The sequence below is a fragment of the Herbaspirillum sp. genome (assembly GCF_017744395.1).
In the GTDB taxonomy this organism is placed as follows: domain Bacteria; phylum Pseudomonadota; class Gammaproteobacteria; order Burkholderiales; family Burkholderiaceae_D; genus Herbaspirillum.
This window is the reverse complement of the sequence record NZ_JAGIBI010000003.1, coordinates 668,771-684,762: the sequence shown is the minus strand read 5'-3', so window position 1 is coordinate 684,762 and position 15,992 is coordinate 668,771. Positions and strand designations below refer to the sequence as shown.

The 15,992-nt window shown below is 58.6% G+C and carries 14 protein-coding genes and 1 pseudogene; 5 read left to right on the top strand and 10 right to left on the bottom strand.

What is annotated here, in order from left to right; translation table 11 throughout:
- Positions 1-20 precede the first annotated feature (20 nt).
- Both J7548_RS11910 and J7548_RS11905 read right to left on the bottom strand, forming a co-directional pair.
- Positions 21-3,308 carry a hypothetical protein gene (locus J7548_RS11910; protein ID WP_290974795.1) on the bottom strand — a complete coding sequence of 1,096 codons (3,288 nt, stop codon included), beginning with the start codon at positions 3,306-3,308 and terminating at the stop codon, positions 21-23.
- A gap of 156 nt (positions 3,309-3,464) precedes the next feature.
- Positions 3,465-3,788, bottom strand: a pseudogene (locus J7548_RS11905) (helix-turn-helix domain-containing protein); the annotation flags it as partial.
- A 495-nt stretch (positions 3,789-4,283) separates the two neighbouring features.
- On the opposite strand from J7548_RS11905, the gene groES reads away from it, so the two are divergent.
- Together groES and groL are read left to right on the top strand one after the other, a co-directional pair.
- A complete protein-coding gene (gene groES, locus J7548_RS11900) occupies positions 4,284-4,574 on the top strand; it encodes a co-chaperone GroES (protein ID WP_290974794.1) in 291 nt (96 codons plus the stop codon).
- A 101-nt stretch (positions 4,575-4,675) separates the two neighbouring features.
- Positions 4,676-6,325: a chaperonin GroEL gene (groL, locus tag J7548_RS11895; RefSeq protein WP_290974793.1), complete on the top strand. Its 1,650-nt coding sequence runs from the start codon at positions 4,676-4,678 to the stop codon at positions 6,323-6,325.
- Positions 6,326-6,431: 106 nt separating this feature from the next.
- Here the strand turns inward: groL and J7548_RS11890 are convergent, their stop codons facing one another.
- From J7548_RS11890 to J7548_RS11865, 6 genes are all read right to left on the bottom strand, one after another.
- Positions 6,432-6,851: a DUF6691 family protein gene (locus tag J7548_RS11890; protein WP_366005326.1), complete on the bottom strand. Its 420-nt coding sequence runs from the start codon at positions 6,849-6,851 to the stop codon at positions 6,432-6,434.
- 7 nt (positions 6,852-6,858) lie between these two features.
- A complete protein-coding gene (locus J7548_RS11885; protein WP_290974792.1) occupies positions 6,859-7,293 on the bottom strand; it encodes a YeeE/YedE thiosulfate transporter family protein in 435 nt (144 codons plus the stop codon).
- 153 nt (positions 7,294-7,446) lie between these two features.
- Positions 7,447-8,637, bottom strand: coding sequence for a porin (locus J7548_RS11880; protein ID WP_290974791.1), 1,191 nt, complete (start codon positions 8,635-8,637; stop codon positions 7,447-7,449).
- 503 nt (positions 8,638-9,140) lie between these two features.
- Positions 9,141-9,395 (bottom strand): type II toxin-antitoxin system YoeB family toxin, encoded by a 255-nt coding sequence (locus tag J7548_RS11875; RefSeq protein ID WP_290974790.1) that lies wholly within the window; start codon positions 9,393-9,395, stop codon positions 9,141-9,143.
- A complete protein-coding gene (locus J7548_RS11870; RefSeq protein ID WP_290974789.1) occupies positions 9,392-9,634 on the bottom strand; it encodes a type II toxin-antitoxin system Phd/YefM family antitoxin in 243 nt (80 codons plus the stop codon). The genes J7548_RS11875 and J7548_RS11870 overlap by 4 nt, the downstream gene beginning before the upstream one ends.
- Positions 9,635-9,714: 80 nt before the next feature.
- Positions 9,715-10,104, bottom strand: a complete 390-nt coding sequence (locus J7548_RS11865; protein ID WP_290974788.1) for a DUF4148 domain-containing protein — start codon at positions 10,102-10,104, stop codon at positions 9,715-9,717.
- Between the two features lie 619 nt (positions 10,105-10,723).
- Between J7548_RS11865 and J7548_RS11860 the strand changes: the two genes are divergently transcribed.
- The 3 genes from J7548_RS11860 to J7548_RS11850 all read left to right on the top strand — a co-directional run bounded on the left by J7548_RS11860 (position 10,724) and on the right by J7548_RS11850 (position 13,295).
- Complete coding sequence (locus J7548_RS11860; RefSeq protein ID WP_290974787.1) at positions 10,724-11,761, top strand: methionine ABC transporter ATP-binding protein; 1,038 nt, start codon at positions 10,724-10,726, stop codon at positions 11,759-11,761.
- Positions 11,751-12,404: a methionine ABC transporter permease gene (locus tag J7548_RS11855; protein ID WP_290974786.1), complete on the top strand. Its 654-nt coding sequence runs from the start codon at positions 11,751-11,753 to the stop codon at positions 12,402-12,404. The genes J7548_RS11860 and J7548_RS11855 overlap by 11 nt, the downstream gene beginning before the upstream one ends.
- 81 nt (positions 12,405-12,485) lie before the next feature.
- Entirely contained in the window at positions 12,486-13,295 is an 810-nt protein-coding gene (locus J7548_RS11850; protein ID WP_290974785.1) for a MetQ/NlpA family ABC transporter substrate-binding protein, read from the top strand.
- Between the two features lie 86 nt (positions 13,296-13,381).
- On the opposite strand, the gene ylqF is transcribed toward J7548_RS11850, so the two are convergent.
- Both ylqF and J7548_RS11840 read right to left on the bottom strand, forming a co-directional pair.
- Positions 13,382-14,341, bottom strand: coding sequence for a ribosome biogenesis GTPase YlqF (gene ylqF / locus J7548_RS11845; RefSeq protein ID WP_290974784.1), 960 nt, complete (start codon positions 14,339-14,341; stop codon positions 13,382-13,384).
- A 126-nt stretch (positions 14,342-14,467) separates the two neighbouring features.
- Positions 14,468-15,889, bottom strand: coding sequence for an MFS transporter (locus tag J7548_RS11840; protein WP_290974783.1), 1,422 nt, complete (start codon positions 15,887-15,889; stop codon positions 14,468-14,470).
- Positions 15,890-15,992: the final 103 nt, after the last annotated feature.

Genomic DNA, 15,992 nt, shown 5'->3' with positions numbered 1-15,992 from the left:
GTATCGCGTTCCGAAGCATCCTAATCCTCCACAAGGGATCTCAATTTCCCAGCGAATTGTAGTTCCACTCTAAATTTTCTATCTGCGGTTACCTCAAATTTAGCGCCACCATTCGCACCAATACCGTTGGCCACACGAGCCAACTTGATAAGCCCGCTTTTCCCCTCCGTGACCAATTCCTTCGAAGACCGATTTGAAATCCGCGCCTTAATATCATCCAAGTTCCGCTGGATCTCCCCCAAATCTTTGCTCATCGATATTGGGCTAGCAACAGAAATCTCAATTAGGCCATTATCCTCAACAGACGGCTCAAGGCTTACGTTCAAATCCAATACCGCTTGCTTTGTTAAACCGGAATGCTGATAGACATTATCAAAAATAATAAAAAGGGCATCCGTGATTCGAGGAATATATGAGGATGCGAAATGAACCTCTTCGTCTTTTGTCCTATCTGAGAACAGGATTTCATAGTTGGGCCGGGCTTTAGCGAAAAGCTTGAGCCCAAGCTCCAGTATTTGAGAGAAGCTAAGTGTTGTATCACTCACAGCATGTTCTCGAACCTCAAACCAAGCTTTTACCATCTTGATTGCTTCTTGCAACCCACGCGTAGCCTCGTTAATTGCCGAAATGATTTTTGCCCGATCATTATCAGACAGACCACATGCATTTACTTCGAAACGCAGGTTGTTAAACATCTCCTCACTGGATCGCAGAACATTGGTATCAATGTAAGCCTGCACTTCCCCTAAAGAGAGATTGAGCGCTGCCTGAAATGCTTCCCAAACTGAATCAAAGAATTCGTCAAAGCTTTTCGCACTTTCCCATTCCGCATGGAACACATCCCATGCCAACCCAGGAATACCGGGTGTGAATAATCCGCTGGGCTTTACCTCACTCTTAACTTGCAAGCGTTCCGTACGCAAATCTTCGACCATCTCATCAAATTTCTTCTGGAAAGACTCGAAGACCTGTAAAAGACCTTCAATGCAATCCTCATTCGACGACGATAGCGAGGAGTACCAGTGGCGACTCAGCTCATCACCTTTGATAGACAGCCCCTGGCCGACAATTTTCTGGCGCTCCAGAGGGGCCCTTAAATAACCCGCCAGAGAACCATGCCTAATGCGCAGACTCAGGAAGTGATCAAGTCCATCATCCTCTTTAATAAAACATTTTGTGAATATTGCAGATCCCATCGAGAAAATTGGATCCTTATTCCGAATCTCCGACTTATTCCTGGAATCTACCTCTCCATTTTTTGAATCGATATTTCTGAGAGACTCTTCAAGCTCGCTGACCGATGGAGCAATTTTTGCGATCCGTGTTTTCCGCAACCGAAGATATTCTTCAGCATATGTATCGCGCGCCCACTTCTTAATGCTATCGACATCCACATGAATGCGAATATTTTCAATGTCTCGTTCTGCATTCTTAATGTCGTTCCCCTGAAGAATTTCACGCATCTCTCCGAGTATCGAATCAATATTTTCCTTATCCAAATCCAACAGATTGGCGCAAACGTCAAGGCGACTTCTTTCTATGTCCTCTACGGTTCGAAGAAAACCAACTAAACGCAGATTCTTCGACGTCATAATTTCTCGGATTACGAAAATTATCTTTTTCGACGACTCGAACTTATGCAATAACTCGACAAGAGAAAAGCACTTGTTCTCCGCCAGTATCTTTTTACAAGCGAACTCCAGATTAAATCTACGACGTGACTCGCGCTCACCTGCCGACGCAAAATACAAGCCAATTAACCGATCAATTGGATCAAATCCTGCCAGATCTGCCCATTCATCCTCTTCAGAAAAGATGTCTTCAAATGGCAAGGAGAACGCGAACCCTGGGTTTCTTACTGCCAAATCTACAGACAAAGAGAGAGCCGCCCCTATATCACCACACGCCAACATGGCAGAAATCTTGAGTAGTTCAATGCCATGACGAGGCAAATCGGAGGGGCACGTGAGGGACAACACCTCCTCATGCATCAGCTCTTTATCTTGAGCGGAAAGCCGAGAAGAAATTGAGATGTATTGATTGCCAACGTCGGAGAATGAGCTGTATATCGCGGCCCAAGGCAGGCTCCTTGCAAAAAGCTCATGCCGCTCAGCACCATACACTGGGGGCAGCATTGACGAAGAGCGATATTGAACATACATCTCGTCACCCAACGCCGGCCTAAAGAAGCCCTCAAGCCAGGACGCGATGCTATCTGCCCATGGTAAGAAGCGGTTCTTGGAGATAAATGAGTGAAGTTGGTGATAACAAGCTTCAGCCTCCCCGGATCCATCCACAAAATTCTCGACCACTTCAAGCAACTGCCTTTCAGTAGAAGTAAGGGCGACGCTCTCGATATTCGAATTTTTGTAGTACCCGAATGCAAGTAAAAATACTTTTTCAATATCTGGAAAATTATTAGTATCAATTCTTTGCAAAAAATCGGGGTCATTGATTTGGGCCAAGTTGGCTCTATGGAGTGCGACTATCCGCAAATCACCAGCTACCAACAGAGGCCTTGTCGCAGCGCACAGCGCCACATGATCGACTAAATCTGAACTGAAGCACTGCGCGGCGATAGAGACCGCTACCAACGACTCATATGCATCAACGTAGCTATACGCCGAGCAAAAGCAAAGATAGTCACTGAGGCAATCTACCTCATCAAATTTCCATCTCAAAAAAAACTGCAGAAAGTTCGACAACGGACTACTTTTAATCCCTTGCAAGTGTGGCTCCAGGCGGCGTTCAAAACCCGCCATACTAGATTTCTCGTTGTATAAATCTGAGAGCTGATAGGTCAAGAATGCCAACACGGATTTCGGTGCTGCCCTTTGTACTTCCTCTAGGAGATCCGCTATTTTTTCGCCACCGGACTCTGATCGGGAATAACATGCAATATATGCTTGGAATGACCAAAGCGAGACTCCGTGGCTTCTAACATGACCATCAATTATCTCTTCTGCCAGTAAAAGATTGCCCTCATTGAAGGCTGCTACAAGAGCGTTCACACTATCCAGATGAGAAGAAATTTTTTTCTTCAGGTCTTTTAATTGAGAGGAAACCCAATGAATTTCCTGAAGAAATGACACGCCCGTTAGAGGACCAAAAACTCTGAAATCTTGAAGTTTTCGCGCTCTATCTGGAATCAAGCCATTGTCACCACCAGGCCTAGCACGCCTAGCTTTGGAAATTAGGGAATCAAATTGGGTGACGGGAGTTTTCTTACGAAAGTCTCCTAGTTGCCGCGTAAAAGCATGGCGCCTGTTCGCGACTTTTCTAAATGCCTCAAGTATCTTGTCAGCCAAGACCTGCTCCCCCTATAGCTTCTTGTTTAATTTATTCGCAGTCATTTATGATCAACGGTGCAAAATATTTGATCAATTCTCAACATATTATCAAATCAAAAATAACTTGATTGTTGATTTACTCGCAGAATCGACCCTCTCCATTTGACCCACCTTCCATTGCCTTCCGAAGGCTGCCACGCGGTCATAAGACCCTTCATATCCCAGCTCCCTTAAGTCCAGGAACATCTGTTTCAGGGTTCGTCTCTGCTTTCGCGATTTGACTGCCTCAGCGCTGAGCCAGGCTGAAAGTCGAGGCGCGAATTCATCTAGGGCACTGGATGATTGCCTTGAGGGGTAGGAAGGCTCGATCGCTCCAGATCGGATATAGCGACGAACCGTGTTTCGAGAGATGTCCAGCCGGCGGGAGATTTCCCTGATCGAGATGCGATCGCGGATGTACCAGCGTCGAATAATTCCAAGCAGGGCCACGTCTATCACTCCGTTCTCCCGCTCGCTGTGATGAGCAGGATTGTGGTCTAAACATGGGTCAACTTAGGATGCAAATTTCCGGGGAAAGTGGCTCAGTTTTCGATGCAACTCAACAAAAGAGATCAAATATTTGACCAGGGCACTTGATATAGCAATTCGAGATTCAGGCTGGTTTGAACCGAAAAAGGGTAAAGCGTCTATGCCATCTGGCTTAGCGCTTAAACGTTGCCTTTTGGAAACACGAATTTCAACCGGAAAGTTCAGAGTTAAATGAACAAAGTTCAGACTTAGCTGAATTCCGACATTTATGAGCGCGGACACCAACCCCGCCTTGAAAATTCTAACCTCCATCCCTATACTTAGCACTCGTCACGGGAGAGTGCTAACAATCCTTCCTGGCTTATACCCCTTTTTCATGCGGTGACATTTGCTGCATTTGGAAGAAAAACCATTGCAGCCTTCGCCGCAATCGAACACTAACCTATTGAAATTTAAGGAGTTCTCATGAATCTTCGCCCTTTGCACGATCGCGTTATCGTCAAGCGCCTCGACCAGGAAACCAAGACCGCTTCCGGTATCGTCCTGCCTGACGCAGCCACCGAAAAGCCTGACCAAGGCGAAGTGCTGGCTGTCGGCGGCGGCAAGATTCTGGACGACGGCAAGGTTCGTCCGCTGGCAGTGAAGGTCGGCGACCGCGTCCTGTTCGGCAAGTACTCCGGCCAGGCTGTGAAGGTCGATGGCCAAGAACTGCTGGTCATGCGTGAAGAAGACCTGTTCGCCGTCGTCGAGAAGTAATTCCGGCGCGCGGCCTCTATATAGACAGGGCCGCCGGCAGCACGATATCTCGCCGGCCAGTCCGGCGACATGAATTCAACCGAATTTCTGGAGAATCCAACATGGCAGCAAAGCAAGTTATTTTCGGCGATGAAGCACGCGCCAAGATCGTCAACGGCGTCAACATCCTGGCCAACGCGGTCAAGGTTACCCTGGGTCCCAAGGGCCGCAACGTGGTGCTGGAGCGCAGCTTCGGCGCCCCGACCGTGACCAAGGACGGCGTTTCCGTCGCCAAGGAAATCGAACTGAAGGACAAGCTGGAAAACATGGGCGCCCAGCTGGTCAAGGAAGTCGCTTCCAAGACCTCCGACAACGCCGGTGACGGCACCACCACCGCAACCGTGCTGGCACAAGCGATCGTTCGCGAAGGCTTCAAGTACGTTGCAGCAGGCTTCAACCCGACCGACCTGAAGCGCGGTATCGACAAGGCCGTCGGCGCCATCGTCGGCGAAGTCAAGAACCTGGCCAAGCCCACCACCACTTCCAAGGAAATCGCCCAGGTCGGCTCGATCTCGGCCAACTCCGACGCGGACATCGGCGACATCATCGCCAAGGCCATGGAAAAGGTCGGCAAGGAAGGCGTGATCACCGTGGAAGACGGCAAGTCGCTGGAAAACGAACTGGATATCGTCGAAGGTATGCAATTCGACCGCGGCTACCTGTCGCCGTACTTCATCAACAACCAGGAAAAGCAGATCGTCGCTCTGGACAATCCGTTCATCCTGCTGTTCGACAAGAAGGTTTCCAACATCCGTGACCTGCTGCCGGTGCTGGAACAAGTCGCCAAGGCCGGCCGCCCGCTGCTGATCATCGCTGAAGACGTCGAAGGCGAAGCGCTGGCAACCTTGGTGGTGAACAACATCCGCGGCATCCTGAAGACTGCCGCCGTCAAGGCTCCTGGCTTCGGCGACCGCCGCAAGGCCATGCTGGAAGACATCGCCATCCTGACCGGCGGCCAAGTGATCGCCGAAGAAGTCGGCCTGACCCTGGAAAAGGCTACCCTGGCTGAACTGGGCCAAGCCAAGCGCGTTGAAATCGGCAAGGAAAACACCACCATCATCGACGGCGCTGGCGAAGCCGCTGCCATCGAAGCACGCGTGGCGATGATCCGCACCCAGATCGGCGAAGCCACTTCCGACTACGACCGCGAAAAGCTGCAAGAGCGCGTGGCCAAGCTGGCCGGCGGCGTTGCACTGATCAAGGTTGGCGCTGCCACCGAAGTCGAAATGAAGGAAAAGAAGGCCCGCGTCGAAGACGCGCTGCACGCTACCCGCGCAGCCGTTGAAGAAGGCGTCGTGCCTGGCGGCGGCGTGGCCCTGCTGCGCGCCCGCGCCAACGTCAAGGACCTGAAGGGCGACAACGCCGACCAGGAAGCCGGCATCAAGATCGTGCTGCGCGCGATCGAAGAGCCGCTGCGCCAGATCGTGTTCAACGCCGGCGACGAACCGTCGGTGGTGATCAACAAGGTGCTGGAAGGCAAGGGCAACTTCGGTTACAACGCCTCCAACGGCACCTACGGCGACCTGGTGGAACTGGGCGTGCTGGATCCGGCCAAGGTGACCCGTTCGGCGCTGCAAAACGCTGCCTCCGTGGCTTCGCTGATCCTGACCACCGACGCACTGGTGGCAGAAGTGGCTGAAGACAAGCCGGCCGGCATGCCTGGCGGCATGGGTGGTATGGGCGGCATGGGCGGTATGGACGGCATGATGTAATAGCCGCCGGCCCGCTGGCCGCTGCCTCACGCGGCGGCCTACGACCGAAAAAAAATCCCCGCATCGGCAACGATGCGGGGATTTTTGTTTGCGGCGCCGAGTTGTATCAGCGCCGGCGCGCCTCCAGCCATTCGAATACCAGCATCCCGGCCAGCATCGCCAGCACGAAGGCGATCGCCTTGCCCTCTCCCATGCCCAGCGCCACCAGCGCCGGCCCCGGACAAAAGCCGGCCGTGCCCCAGCCGATCCCGAACAAGGCGCTGCCGGCCAGCAGGCGCGGCGTGATGCCGGTGGCGGCCGGCAATTGCATGGGCAAACCCAGCAAGGAAAGCTTGCGCCGGCGCGAGACGGCGAAGGCGAACATCCCCACGCCGATGGCGCCGGCCATGACGAAGGCCAGCGACGGATCCCAGATGCCGGCCAGGTCGAGGAAGCCCAGCACCTTGGCCGGATCGGCCATGCCGGACAGCATCAGGCCCAGGCCGAACAGCAGGCCGGCGAGAAAAGAAACGATCAATGTCGGCACACGCATCTCAGCCTCCCAGCACATGCCGCAGCACGAACACGGTGACGAACCCGGCCGCCATGAAGGTCGCCGTCGCCACGATGGAGCGCAACGCGCCGCGTGAAATCCCGCATACACCATGGCCGCTGGTGCAGCCGCCGGCATAGCGGGTGCCGAGGCCGACCATGAAGCCTGCCGCGATCACCGTCGGCCAGCCGGCATCGATGTGCAAGGGCATGCGCCAGCCGAAGGCTGCCGCGGCCAACGGTGCGGCCACCAGGCCGGCGATGAAGGCGGCACGCCAGGCGCGCTCGCCGGCGGCGGCGCGCAGCAAGCCGCCGAGGATGCCGCTGATGCCGGCGATGCGGCCGTTGAACAGGATCATGGCTGCCGCCGCCAGGCCGATGGCGACGCCGCCGGCCAGCGAGAATAAAGGCGTGAAATGCGCCCAGTCGATATGCATGGGAAATTCCCGTAGTCGGATCAGGCTGACATTATAGAAAGCTGCGCGGCATCCGCCCAACAACGAAACAGCCCGCGTCCGGAAAGGGACGCGGGCCGTGCTGCGGAACTACGAATGAAGCGTCAGGCGCGCATCAGGCGCGCCGCCATCCAATCAGAACGAGTGGATGATGCCGGCATTGACGGCATTCTGGCTGCTGTCGGCGCCAGGCGCCTGGCTGCTGGTCACGCCCGGGCTGTAGGTGTCGCTTGCATGCAGGTTGCGGTAGACCGCATACAGGCTGGTGCGCTTGGACAGCGCGTACTTGGCGCCCAGGTTCAACTGCAGCAGGCGGCCGTTGGAAGCGCCGATGAAGCTGGCCTTGGTGTACTGCACCGCGCCCAGCAGGGACAGCGCCGGGGTCAGGCTATAGTTCACGCCGACGTCGAAGATGTCGTTCTTCTCGTTGTTCACGCCGCCGACCAGGAACTGGCCGGTGCCGTCAGCCGCGTAGCTGGCAGCCGATGCGGCGGAGAACGAGGAAGCCGAACCGGCAGTCGCCAGCGGCAGCTTCACGCGCGACCACGAGCCGTACACCTTGGCCGGGCCGAACTGGTAGGAACTGGCCAGGGTCCAGGTCTTCAGGCAAGTATCGCCCGCCGAACCGGCGCCGTTGCCGCAAGTGGTGGCGTTGCCGGAGTTGACGTCGCTGGAAGCCACGGTACCGGCCTTCTTGGCCTGGAAGTAAGCCACGCCGACGTTGAACGGACCGTTGGAGTATGCGCCGCCGATGCCGAAGGATTGGCCCGAGGTGTTTTCGCCGGCTTGTTCGCCGAAGCCGTAGATCAGGCTGCCGTAGAAACCGTTGACGTTGGGAGTGTTGTAGCGGATCGAGTTGTTGACGCGTTCGCCGTTGGTACGGTCAAGGTCGCGTGCGTGGACCTGGCTGACCATGCCGCCGAAGTCGGCGACCGAAGTGAAGGAGGAGATATCGTCGGTGAAGTCCTTCTGGCGGCCCAGCAGCACGGCGCCGAAGTTGCCCGACAGGCCGACGGTGGCGGTACGGCCGAACAGGGTGTTGCCTTGGGCTGCTTGGCCGTTATCCAGCGTGAAGCCGTTTTCCAGGTTGAACAGCGCCTGCATGCCGCCGCCCAGGTCTTCGGTGCCCTTGAAGCCGATGCGCGAACCCTTGATCGCACCAGAGTCGACGCCGACGCGATTGCCGTTGCCGGTACCGGTGGTTGCCACCTTGCTGTTGTACGACAGGCTGGCGTCGATGATGCCGTAGATGGTGACCGAGCTTTGCGCATGTGCGACGCCGGTGAAGGCGCCCAGCACTGCCAGTGCCAAGAGGGACTTTCTCATGAGGAACTCCAATGGTTGTTGAATTGCTGTTTGATTGTTGGCGACACCACCGCCCGGAGTGATTCCGGCAGTAGCAACGCCCAAGCTTCCAGAAAGAAACATCAAGAAGACTTAATTTATTTAATCAAAATTTATTTTCACAAACAATTTAACTTTGTATTTTTATGAATTTATACAAATTTATGTCTCATTAATACAACTATCAACAAGAAGAGGATCTGCAATAAAAAATGCCGACTCGCGATTCACCCGGCAGCTTGGGAACAAGAAACGATGCAAATAAACAACACATTGTTTCCCTTTCCAGCGAGGAATGCGGTCGGCAAAAACCTGCGGAACCTGGCTGGCGCAAGGAAAACGCCACCCCGCCCCGCAGGAGGACAAGCCTGGAAAATGGGCCTCTCACATGAACACCCGCCCCAGCCTGTCCACGCGACCGGAGCTGCATGGACTGCTGTTCCAGGCTTGCCGCAAGAAAGCGGCATCGGCAGGCAGTTCAGCAATCAATAATGGAAGCGGCACTGGTGCACGACGATACGGTCGCGCAAGCGCTCGAACACCAGCCGGTGTTCGGATGACAAGCGCACCGAACGCAGGCCCTGCAAGCGCAGCGGCAAGACCGACACCTGCTGCGCCGGCAGGCTTTGTCCATCGCGCAGGCAACGCAGCAGGCGGGCGATGCGCCGCGCCAGCGCGCTGTCCTGGCGGCGCCAGAAAGCGAAGTCTTCCTGGGCCAGGGGCGTCATCAGCAGTTTCATTCCACCTCCGGTTCGGACAGGAAATCGGCGCGCAACTGCTGCAGGCTGCGCAGCAGGCGGTCCGCATTGATATCGGTGGCGAACAGGTGGGCCGCATCCTGCATGGCCCGCCAGACCGACTCCCGGACGATGACCAGGTTTTCGCCGCCATCACGGGTGACGACTACCTCGTCGATATCGGCCAGCTCCATCAGGTCGGGCAGCTGGTCGGCTAATTGTTTGGCGCTGAAGGAATACATCGGGTCCCCTTGTTTCATCAACGGCAGGCGGGCATGCCTGATGCCCGCCCCTTGGATGCTGGCCGCCGGGCGGCCCGCCATCAATAGCCGCGATAGAGGCCCTGCGGATCGGGATGCTTCTGGTACTCGACCAGTTCGGCCTGCACTTGCGCGCGGGTCTTGGCGGAAACGAACGCGGGCAGTTTCGGATAGTCGGCGTCGCTGACGGTGAGCAGCCCCTGGGCCCGGGCCGCCTTCAGTTCTTCAACCACCTGCGCACGCGTCTTGGTGGAGACGAAAACGGGCTGCCTGGGATAGTCATAGTCGGACACGCTGAGGCTGCCATCGGCACGCGCCTGCTTCAGTTCTTCGATGACCTGGGCGCGGGTCTTGCCTTGCATGCCCTGGGCTGGGGCGGAAACGTTTTGTGCCAGCACGGCGCCGCTTGTGGCGGCCAGTGCGAAGGCGAAGAGGAGATGACGGGTATTCATTTTTTGCTTTCTTACTCTACATACGGCTTGATGCAAATTTGATCTTGTTCGGCGCCCCGCTGCATTTGCATGAATCGGCATAAGGCGCTGGTAGCTCCGGGATATCCAGAAGAACGTGTCTGTCATCCGGGCTGCAAACGAACTTTAGTCTTTGCGAAAACATGAAAAAACGCCGCTACCCGAAAGTGATAATTTCAAAAACAGAAACAATAAAGCTATTGACGAGCCCGACTCGTATTTTCGGAACGGCGGAAGAAGATGGATGGGGAAAGGAGAAGAAAAGGCCCGGATGAAAAAAAACCGGCAGGCATCGCCGCCGGCTCACCGAAGGCAGTCCCGCCATGCGGGAAAAAGCGTCTTTCCGGCATGGGCCGCCGCAATGCAAACCCTTGCCGGGTCTGGCTTGCGGCACACCCATCAGATGTTTGGGTTATATCGATAAGCGAAAATTTATTTTCCCCTTATAACCCCACCGCCTTAAAATAGCGGCTTCTTATAAAAATATCGATGGCAGTGGAGACTTGTGGTTTTGTCCCCGCCTGCGGCGCCTGAATCCATCAGGAAGGCGCCCATGGCGGCGGGTCGGAAGCACGGGCCCGCTGCCATTTCTATTCCCATCATGATCGAAATCCAAGCTGTTACCCAGCGCTTCGGCAGCGTCGAAGCGGTGCGCAATGTCGATCTGTCGATCCGTAAGGGCGAAGTCTTCGGCATCATCGGCCGCAGCGGCGCCGGCAAAAGCACGCTGGTGCGCACCCTGAACCTGCTCAACCGCCCGACATCCGGTCGTATCCTGCTCGACGGCCAGGACCTGACCGCCCTTTCCGCCAACCAGTTGCGCGAGGCGCGCCGCGGCATCGGCATGATCTTCCAGCACTTCAACCTGCTCTCCTCGCGCACGGTGTACGACAACATCGCGCTGCCGCTGGAACTGGCCGGCAAGTCCAAGGCCGAGATCGCCAAGAAGGTCGAGCCGCTGCTGGAACTGGTCGGCCTGTCGGCATTGAAGAACCGCTATCCGGCGCAGATCTCGGGCGGCCAGAAACAGCGCGTGGGCATCGCCCGCGCCCTGGCCAACGATCCCAAGGTGCTGCTGTCGGACGAAGCCACCTCGGCGCTGGACCCGGAAACCACCCGCTCGATCCTGGAACTGCTGCGCAAGATCAACCAGGAACTGGGCCTGACCATCGTCCTGATCACCCACCAGATGGAAGTGATCAAGGTCATCTGCGACCGCGTGGCGGTGATGGAAGCCGGCCAGGTGATCGAACAGGGCGAGGTGCTGGAGGTGTTCCGCCAGCCCAGGCATGAAGTCACCCGCGCCCTGATCGGCGACGTGATCGCCCACGAACTGCCCAAGGGCGTGGTGGAGCGCCTGCGCGCGCGCCTGGCCAATGCCGAGGCGGGAACGGGAACCGACCACCTGTTCCGCTTCGCCTTCACCGGCTCGGGCGTGGACCAGCCGCACCTGTCGGAAGCGGTGCGCCGCTACAGCCTGGACTTCAACATCCTGCACGGCCAGATCGACGAGATCCAGGGCCAGGCCTTCGGTTCGCTGGCGATCCTCGCCAACGGCACCCAGGAGAACATCAACAATGCAATGCAATACCTGCGCTCGCAGGGCGTCGTCGTGGAGGAGCTGAACCATGTCATCTGAACTGATCGATCTGTTCATCAGCTCCTTCGGCGAAACCCTGATGATGGTCGCCATCTCCGGCGTGCTGGGCTCGCTGCTGGGCGTACCGCTGGGCATCGCGCTGCACCTGACCGAGCGTAACGGCATCCTGCCCAACGTGGCCTTCAACCGCATCGCCGGCCTCCTGGTCAACGCGGTGCGTTCGACGCCCTTCATCATCTTGCTGGTGGCGGTGATTCCGTTCACGCGCTTCTTCGTCGGCACCTCCATCGGCACCGCCGCGGCGATCGTGCCGCTGACCATCGCCGCCGCGCCCTTCATCGCGCGCCTGGTCGAATCAGCCCTGCGCGAAGTCGACCACGGCCTGGTGGAAGCGGCCCAGGCGATGGGCGCGAGCACCTGGCAAATCATCTACAAGGTCTTGGTGCCCGAGGCATTTGCTGGTATCGTCGCCGGTCTCACGATCACCTTCGTCAGCCTGGTCGGCTATTCGGCCATGGCCGGCGCGATCGGCGGCGGCGGCCTGGGCGACCTGGGCATCCGCTACGGCTACCAGCGCTTCCTGCCGGAAGTGATGGTGGCGGTGGTGCTGATCCTGATCGTTTTCGTGCAGTTGGTGCAATCCCTGGGAGACCTGCTGGTGCGCAAGCTGAGCCACCGCTAAAAGCGGAAGCCGCAGCGCGCAGTGTTGGAAACAAACCGCAGCTACCCGCTGCGACTATTACAAAAGCTTGAAAGGAAAGTCATGAACCGTCGTCAGTTGATTCAATTCTTCGCAGGCCTGGGCGCCGCCGTATCTCTTGCCAGCCTGATCTCCGCGCCCGTGCAAGCGCAGGACAAGCCGATCAAGATGGGCGTGACCGCCGGTCCGCACGCCGAGATCATGGAGCAGGTCAAGAAGCTGCTGGAAAAAGACGGCGTGAAGATGCAGATCGTCGAGTTCACCGACTACATCCAGCCCAACGCGGCGCTGGCCGGCGGCGACCTGGATGCCAACTCCTACCAGCACCAGCCCTACCTGGATGCGCAGATCAAGGACCGCGGCTACAAGTTCATCAGCGTGGGCACCACCATCACCTTCCCGATGGGCGTGTACTCCAAGAAGGTCAAGTCCTTGAACGACCTCAAGCAAGGCGCCCGCGTCGGCGTGCCCAACGACCCGACCAACGGCGGCCGCGCGCTGCTGGTGCTGCAAGCCAAGGGCGTGATCAAGCTGAAGGCCGACGCCGGCCTGAAGGCCACCCCGCTGGACATCGTCGAGAACCCGAAGAAGGTCAAGATCGTCGAACTGGACGCCGCCCAACTGCCGCGTTCGCTGGATGACTTCGACGCCGCCGTGATCAACGGCAACTTCGCCGAGTCCGCCGGCCTGTCGCCGACCAAGGACGCCATCGCCGTGGAAGCCTCGACCGGCCCCTACGCCAACGTGCTGGCCATCCGCGCCGCCGACAAGGACAAGCCCTGGGTCGCCAAGCTGGTCAAGGCCTACCACAGCCCGGAAGTGAAGAAGTTCGTGCTGGAAAAGTACAAGGGTTCCGTGATCACCTCCTGGTAATCGCCTGAAACGTCCGGTTCCGCCGGACGCTTGCCCAATAAAAAAGCCACCGCAAGGTGGCTTTTTTGTTGCGCCGTCGCCGCGCTTTAATCCTGCCGCCCGCGATGGTCCGGCGCGTTGCGCCAGTCGTACTCTTCCTCTTCTTCCTCGTCGTCTTCGGCCAGCGCATCCGGATTGTCGGTGGACTGGTAATTGGCCAGCAGTTCGGCGCGCGACTCCGGCGTCTCCAGCGAGATGCGGCCGAGCGCGCCGCTGCGGTAATCCTGCAGGAAGGTGTGCGCGGCCTTCTCGAAATCGTAGTCGCCGCCCTTGAGGCGGAAGCCGCGCTTGGCCGCCACGCCCTCGACCACCGCCACGCCGTCCATGCCTTCGGTCTGGAAGCCGTAGCGCGCCTTGAGCAGTTGCGGATAGCGCTGCAGCAGCAGGTCGGCCAGGAAGGTCGCGACCTCTTCCTCGATCAGCGCGTTGCTGCCCACCGCGTGGCTGGCGGCCAGCATCAGGCCGTCGCTGGGGTGTTCGATCTTGGGCCACAGCATGCCGGGGGTATCGGTCAGAACCATGTTGTTGCCCAGGTACAGGCGCTGCTGGGTCTTGGTCACGGCCGGCTCATCGCCCACCGCGGCCACGCGCTTTTTCAGCAGCGCGTTCATCAGCGTGGACTTGCCCACGTTGGGAATGCCCATGATCATCATGCGCAGCGGCTTCAGGGCCGTACCGCGGTGCGGGGCGACCTGCAACGCCAGCTTGGGCACGCGCGCGACGTCGGAAGGCTTCTTGCACGACAGCGCCACCGCGGTCACGCCCTTCTGGCTGTTGTAGTGATTGATCCAGGCCTGGGTCGCGGCCGGGTCGGCCATGTCGGTCTTGTTCAGGATCTTCAGGCAGGGCCGCTGGCGCGCATTGCGCAGCTGCTCGATCATCGGGTTGCAACTGGCCTGGGGCAAGCGGGCGTCGACCACTTCGATGACCAGGTCGACCTTCTCCATTGCCTCGGCCGCCTTCTTGCGGGCGGCGTTCATGTGGCCAGGGAACCATTGGATGGACATGCGGATTCTTCTTTCTTGCGCTTTTATTTGGGTAAGCCGTTATTTTAAGGCTTGTGCAGGCATCGCCCCCAAAAAAAGAACCCGCCGCGCAACAGATGCGGGCGGGTTTCTCTGCCGACGCGGGGTTCAGGCGCCGCCTGCCGCCAATTGCCTTTTGACAACCCCGACAAAACGCCACACCAGCCACAGCGCCAGCGCATAGGCCAGCGCCATCATGCCGAAGGCCAGCGGGTTGCGCACGCTCCAGCCCTCGAAGGTATGCAGCACCGCGCCCATCACCGCCACCCCGACCAGCGCGCCGATCTGGCGGTTGGCGTTGAGCGCGGCGGCGGCGCTGTTGGCGTGGGCGCGGCCGGCGACCTGCATCACCACCGCGGTCATGGCGGGGATGGCGGTGCTCACGCCCAGGTTGGCGGCGGCGCAGACCAGCGCCAGCAGCCAGTAAGGCGTATCTGGCGTGAAGCGCATGGCCAGCGCGGTGAACACCGCCCCCACCGACAACCCCAGCAACAGCGGCACGCGCGGCCCCCAGTGGGCCGACATGCGGCCGGACATGATGTTGCCGAAGAAGATCACCACCATCATCGGCACCAGTTGCAGGCCGGTATGCAGCGCATCGGCGCCGCGCCCTTGCTGCAGGAACAGCGCCAGGTAGAACAGGTTGCCGTACACGCCGAAGTTGATCAGGAAACCGATGCCGTTGGCCGCCGCGAACTGCGGCGTGGCGAACAAGGCGCGCGGCAGCAGCGGCGCGATGCCGCGCAGTTCGTGGCGTACCAGGGCGGCGGCGGCGAGCAGCGCCGCCACCGCGCCGGCGACGATGCGCGCCGAGCCCCAGCCGTAGACCGGCCCCTGGATCAGCACGAAGGACAAGGCCGCCAGCATGGCCACTCCGACCACATGGCTGTACAGGTTGAGCGCGCGCTCGTGGCGCGGTACGTGGGGAATCAGGCGGCGCGCCATCCACAGGCCGAACACGCCGACCGGCACGTTGATCAGGAACACGCTGCGCCAGCCCAGCCAGTGGACCAGCACGCCACCGGCCAGCGGACCGACCGCCGCCGCCACGCTCACCGTGGCCGACCACACGCCCAGCATGCGGGCGCGCACGCGGTCATCCGCATAGATGTGGGTCAGCAGGCTCAGCGAACTGGGCATGAAGAAGGCCGCGCCCAAGCCCTGCAACAGGCGCGCCGCCACCAGGCAAGCGCCGTTGGGCGCGGCCCCGCACAGCGCGGAAGCCAGCACGAACAGGAACAGGCCGAGCAGGTAGAGCCGGCGCCCGCCGAAGCGGTCGGCCAGCGCGCCGCCCACCATCAGCATGGCCGCGAAGGTGAGCGTATAGCCGTCGACGATCCAGACCAGGGTCGACAGCGGCGCGTCCAGGCTGGCCGAAATCTCGGACAGGCCGACGTTGACCACGGTCACGTCCAGCATGGCCATGATGAAGCCGATGGCCAGCGCCACCAGCGGCAAGATGCCAGCGCGGCTTGCCGCCGTGGCGGGGGAAGCGACAACGGCGGGATTGGAACATTGCACGGATGACATGGGATTCTTTCTGCGATGGCGCGGCATGCGCGCGATGGACGGATTGTAGGCTTCCGCCTTGATGCAATAAATAGGTATAACATCGGCACAGTGATGCAAATTT

Excerpts from the sequence above, each read along its gene's own strand:
- groES (WP_290974794.1), top strand. The coding sequence starts at position 4,284 with ATGAATCTTCGCCCTTTGCACGATCGCGTTATCGTCAAGCGCCTCGAC.
- groL (WP_290974793.1), top strand. The coding sequence starts at position 4,676 with ATGGCAGCAAAGCAAGTTATTTTCGGCGATGAAGCACGCGCCAAGATC.
- J7548_RS11885 (WP_290974792.1), bottom strand. The coding sequence starts at position 7,293 with ATGCATATCGACTGGGCGCATTTCACGCCTTTATTCTCGCTGGCCGGC.
- J7548_RS11880 (WP_290974791.1), bottom strand. The coding sequence starts at position 8,637 with ATGAGAAAGTCCCTCTTGGCACTGGCAGTGCTGGGCGCCTTCACCGGC.
- J7548_RS11875 (WP_290974790.1), bottom strand. The coding sequence starts at position 9,395 with ATGAAACTGCTGATGACGCCCCTGGCCCAGGAAGACTTCGCTTTCTGG.
- J7548_RS11870 (WP_290974789.1), bottom strand. The coding sequence starts at position 9,634 with ATGTATTCCTTCAGCGCCAAACAATTAGCCGACCAGCTGCCCGACCTG.
- J7548_RS11865 (WP_290974788.1), bottom strand. The coding sequence starts at position 10,104 with ATGAATACCCGTCATCTCCTCTTCGCCTTCGCACTGGCCGCCACAAGC.
- J7548_RS11860 (WP_290974787.1), top strand. The coding sequence starts at position 10,724 with ATGATCGAAATCCAAGCTGTTACCCAGCGCTTCGGCAGCGTCGAAGCG.
- J7548_RS11855 (WP_290974786.1), top strand. The coding sequence starts at position 11,751 with ATGTCATCTGAACTGATCGATCTGTTCATCAGCTCCTTCGGCGAAACC.
- J7548_RS11850 (WP_290974785.1), top strand. The coding sequence starts at position 12,486 with ATGAACCGTCGTCAGTTGATTCAATTCTTCGCAGGCCTGGGCGCCGCC.
- ylqF (WP_290974784.1), bottom strand. The coding sequence starts at position 14,341 with ATGTCCATCCAATGGTTCCCTGGCCACATGAACGCCGCCCGCAAGAAG.
- J7548_RS11840 (WP_290974783.1), bottom strand. The coding sequence starts at position 15,889 with ATGTCATCCGTGCAATGTTCCAATCCCGCCGTTGTCGCTTCCCCCGCC.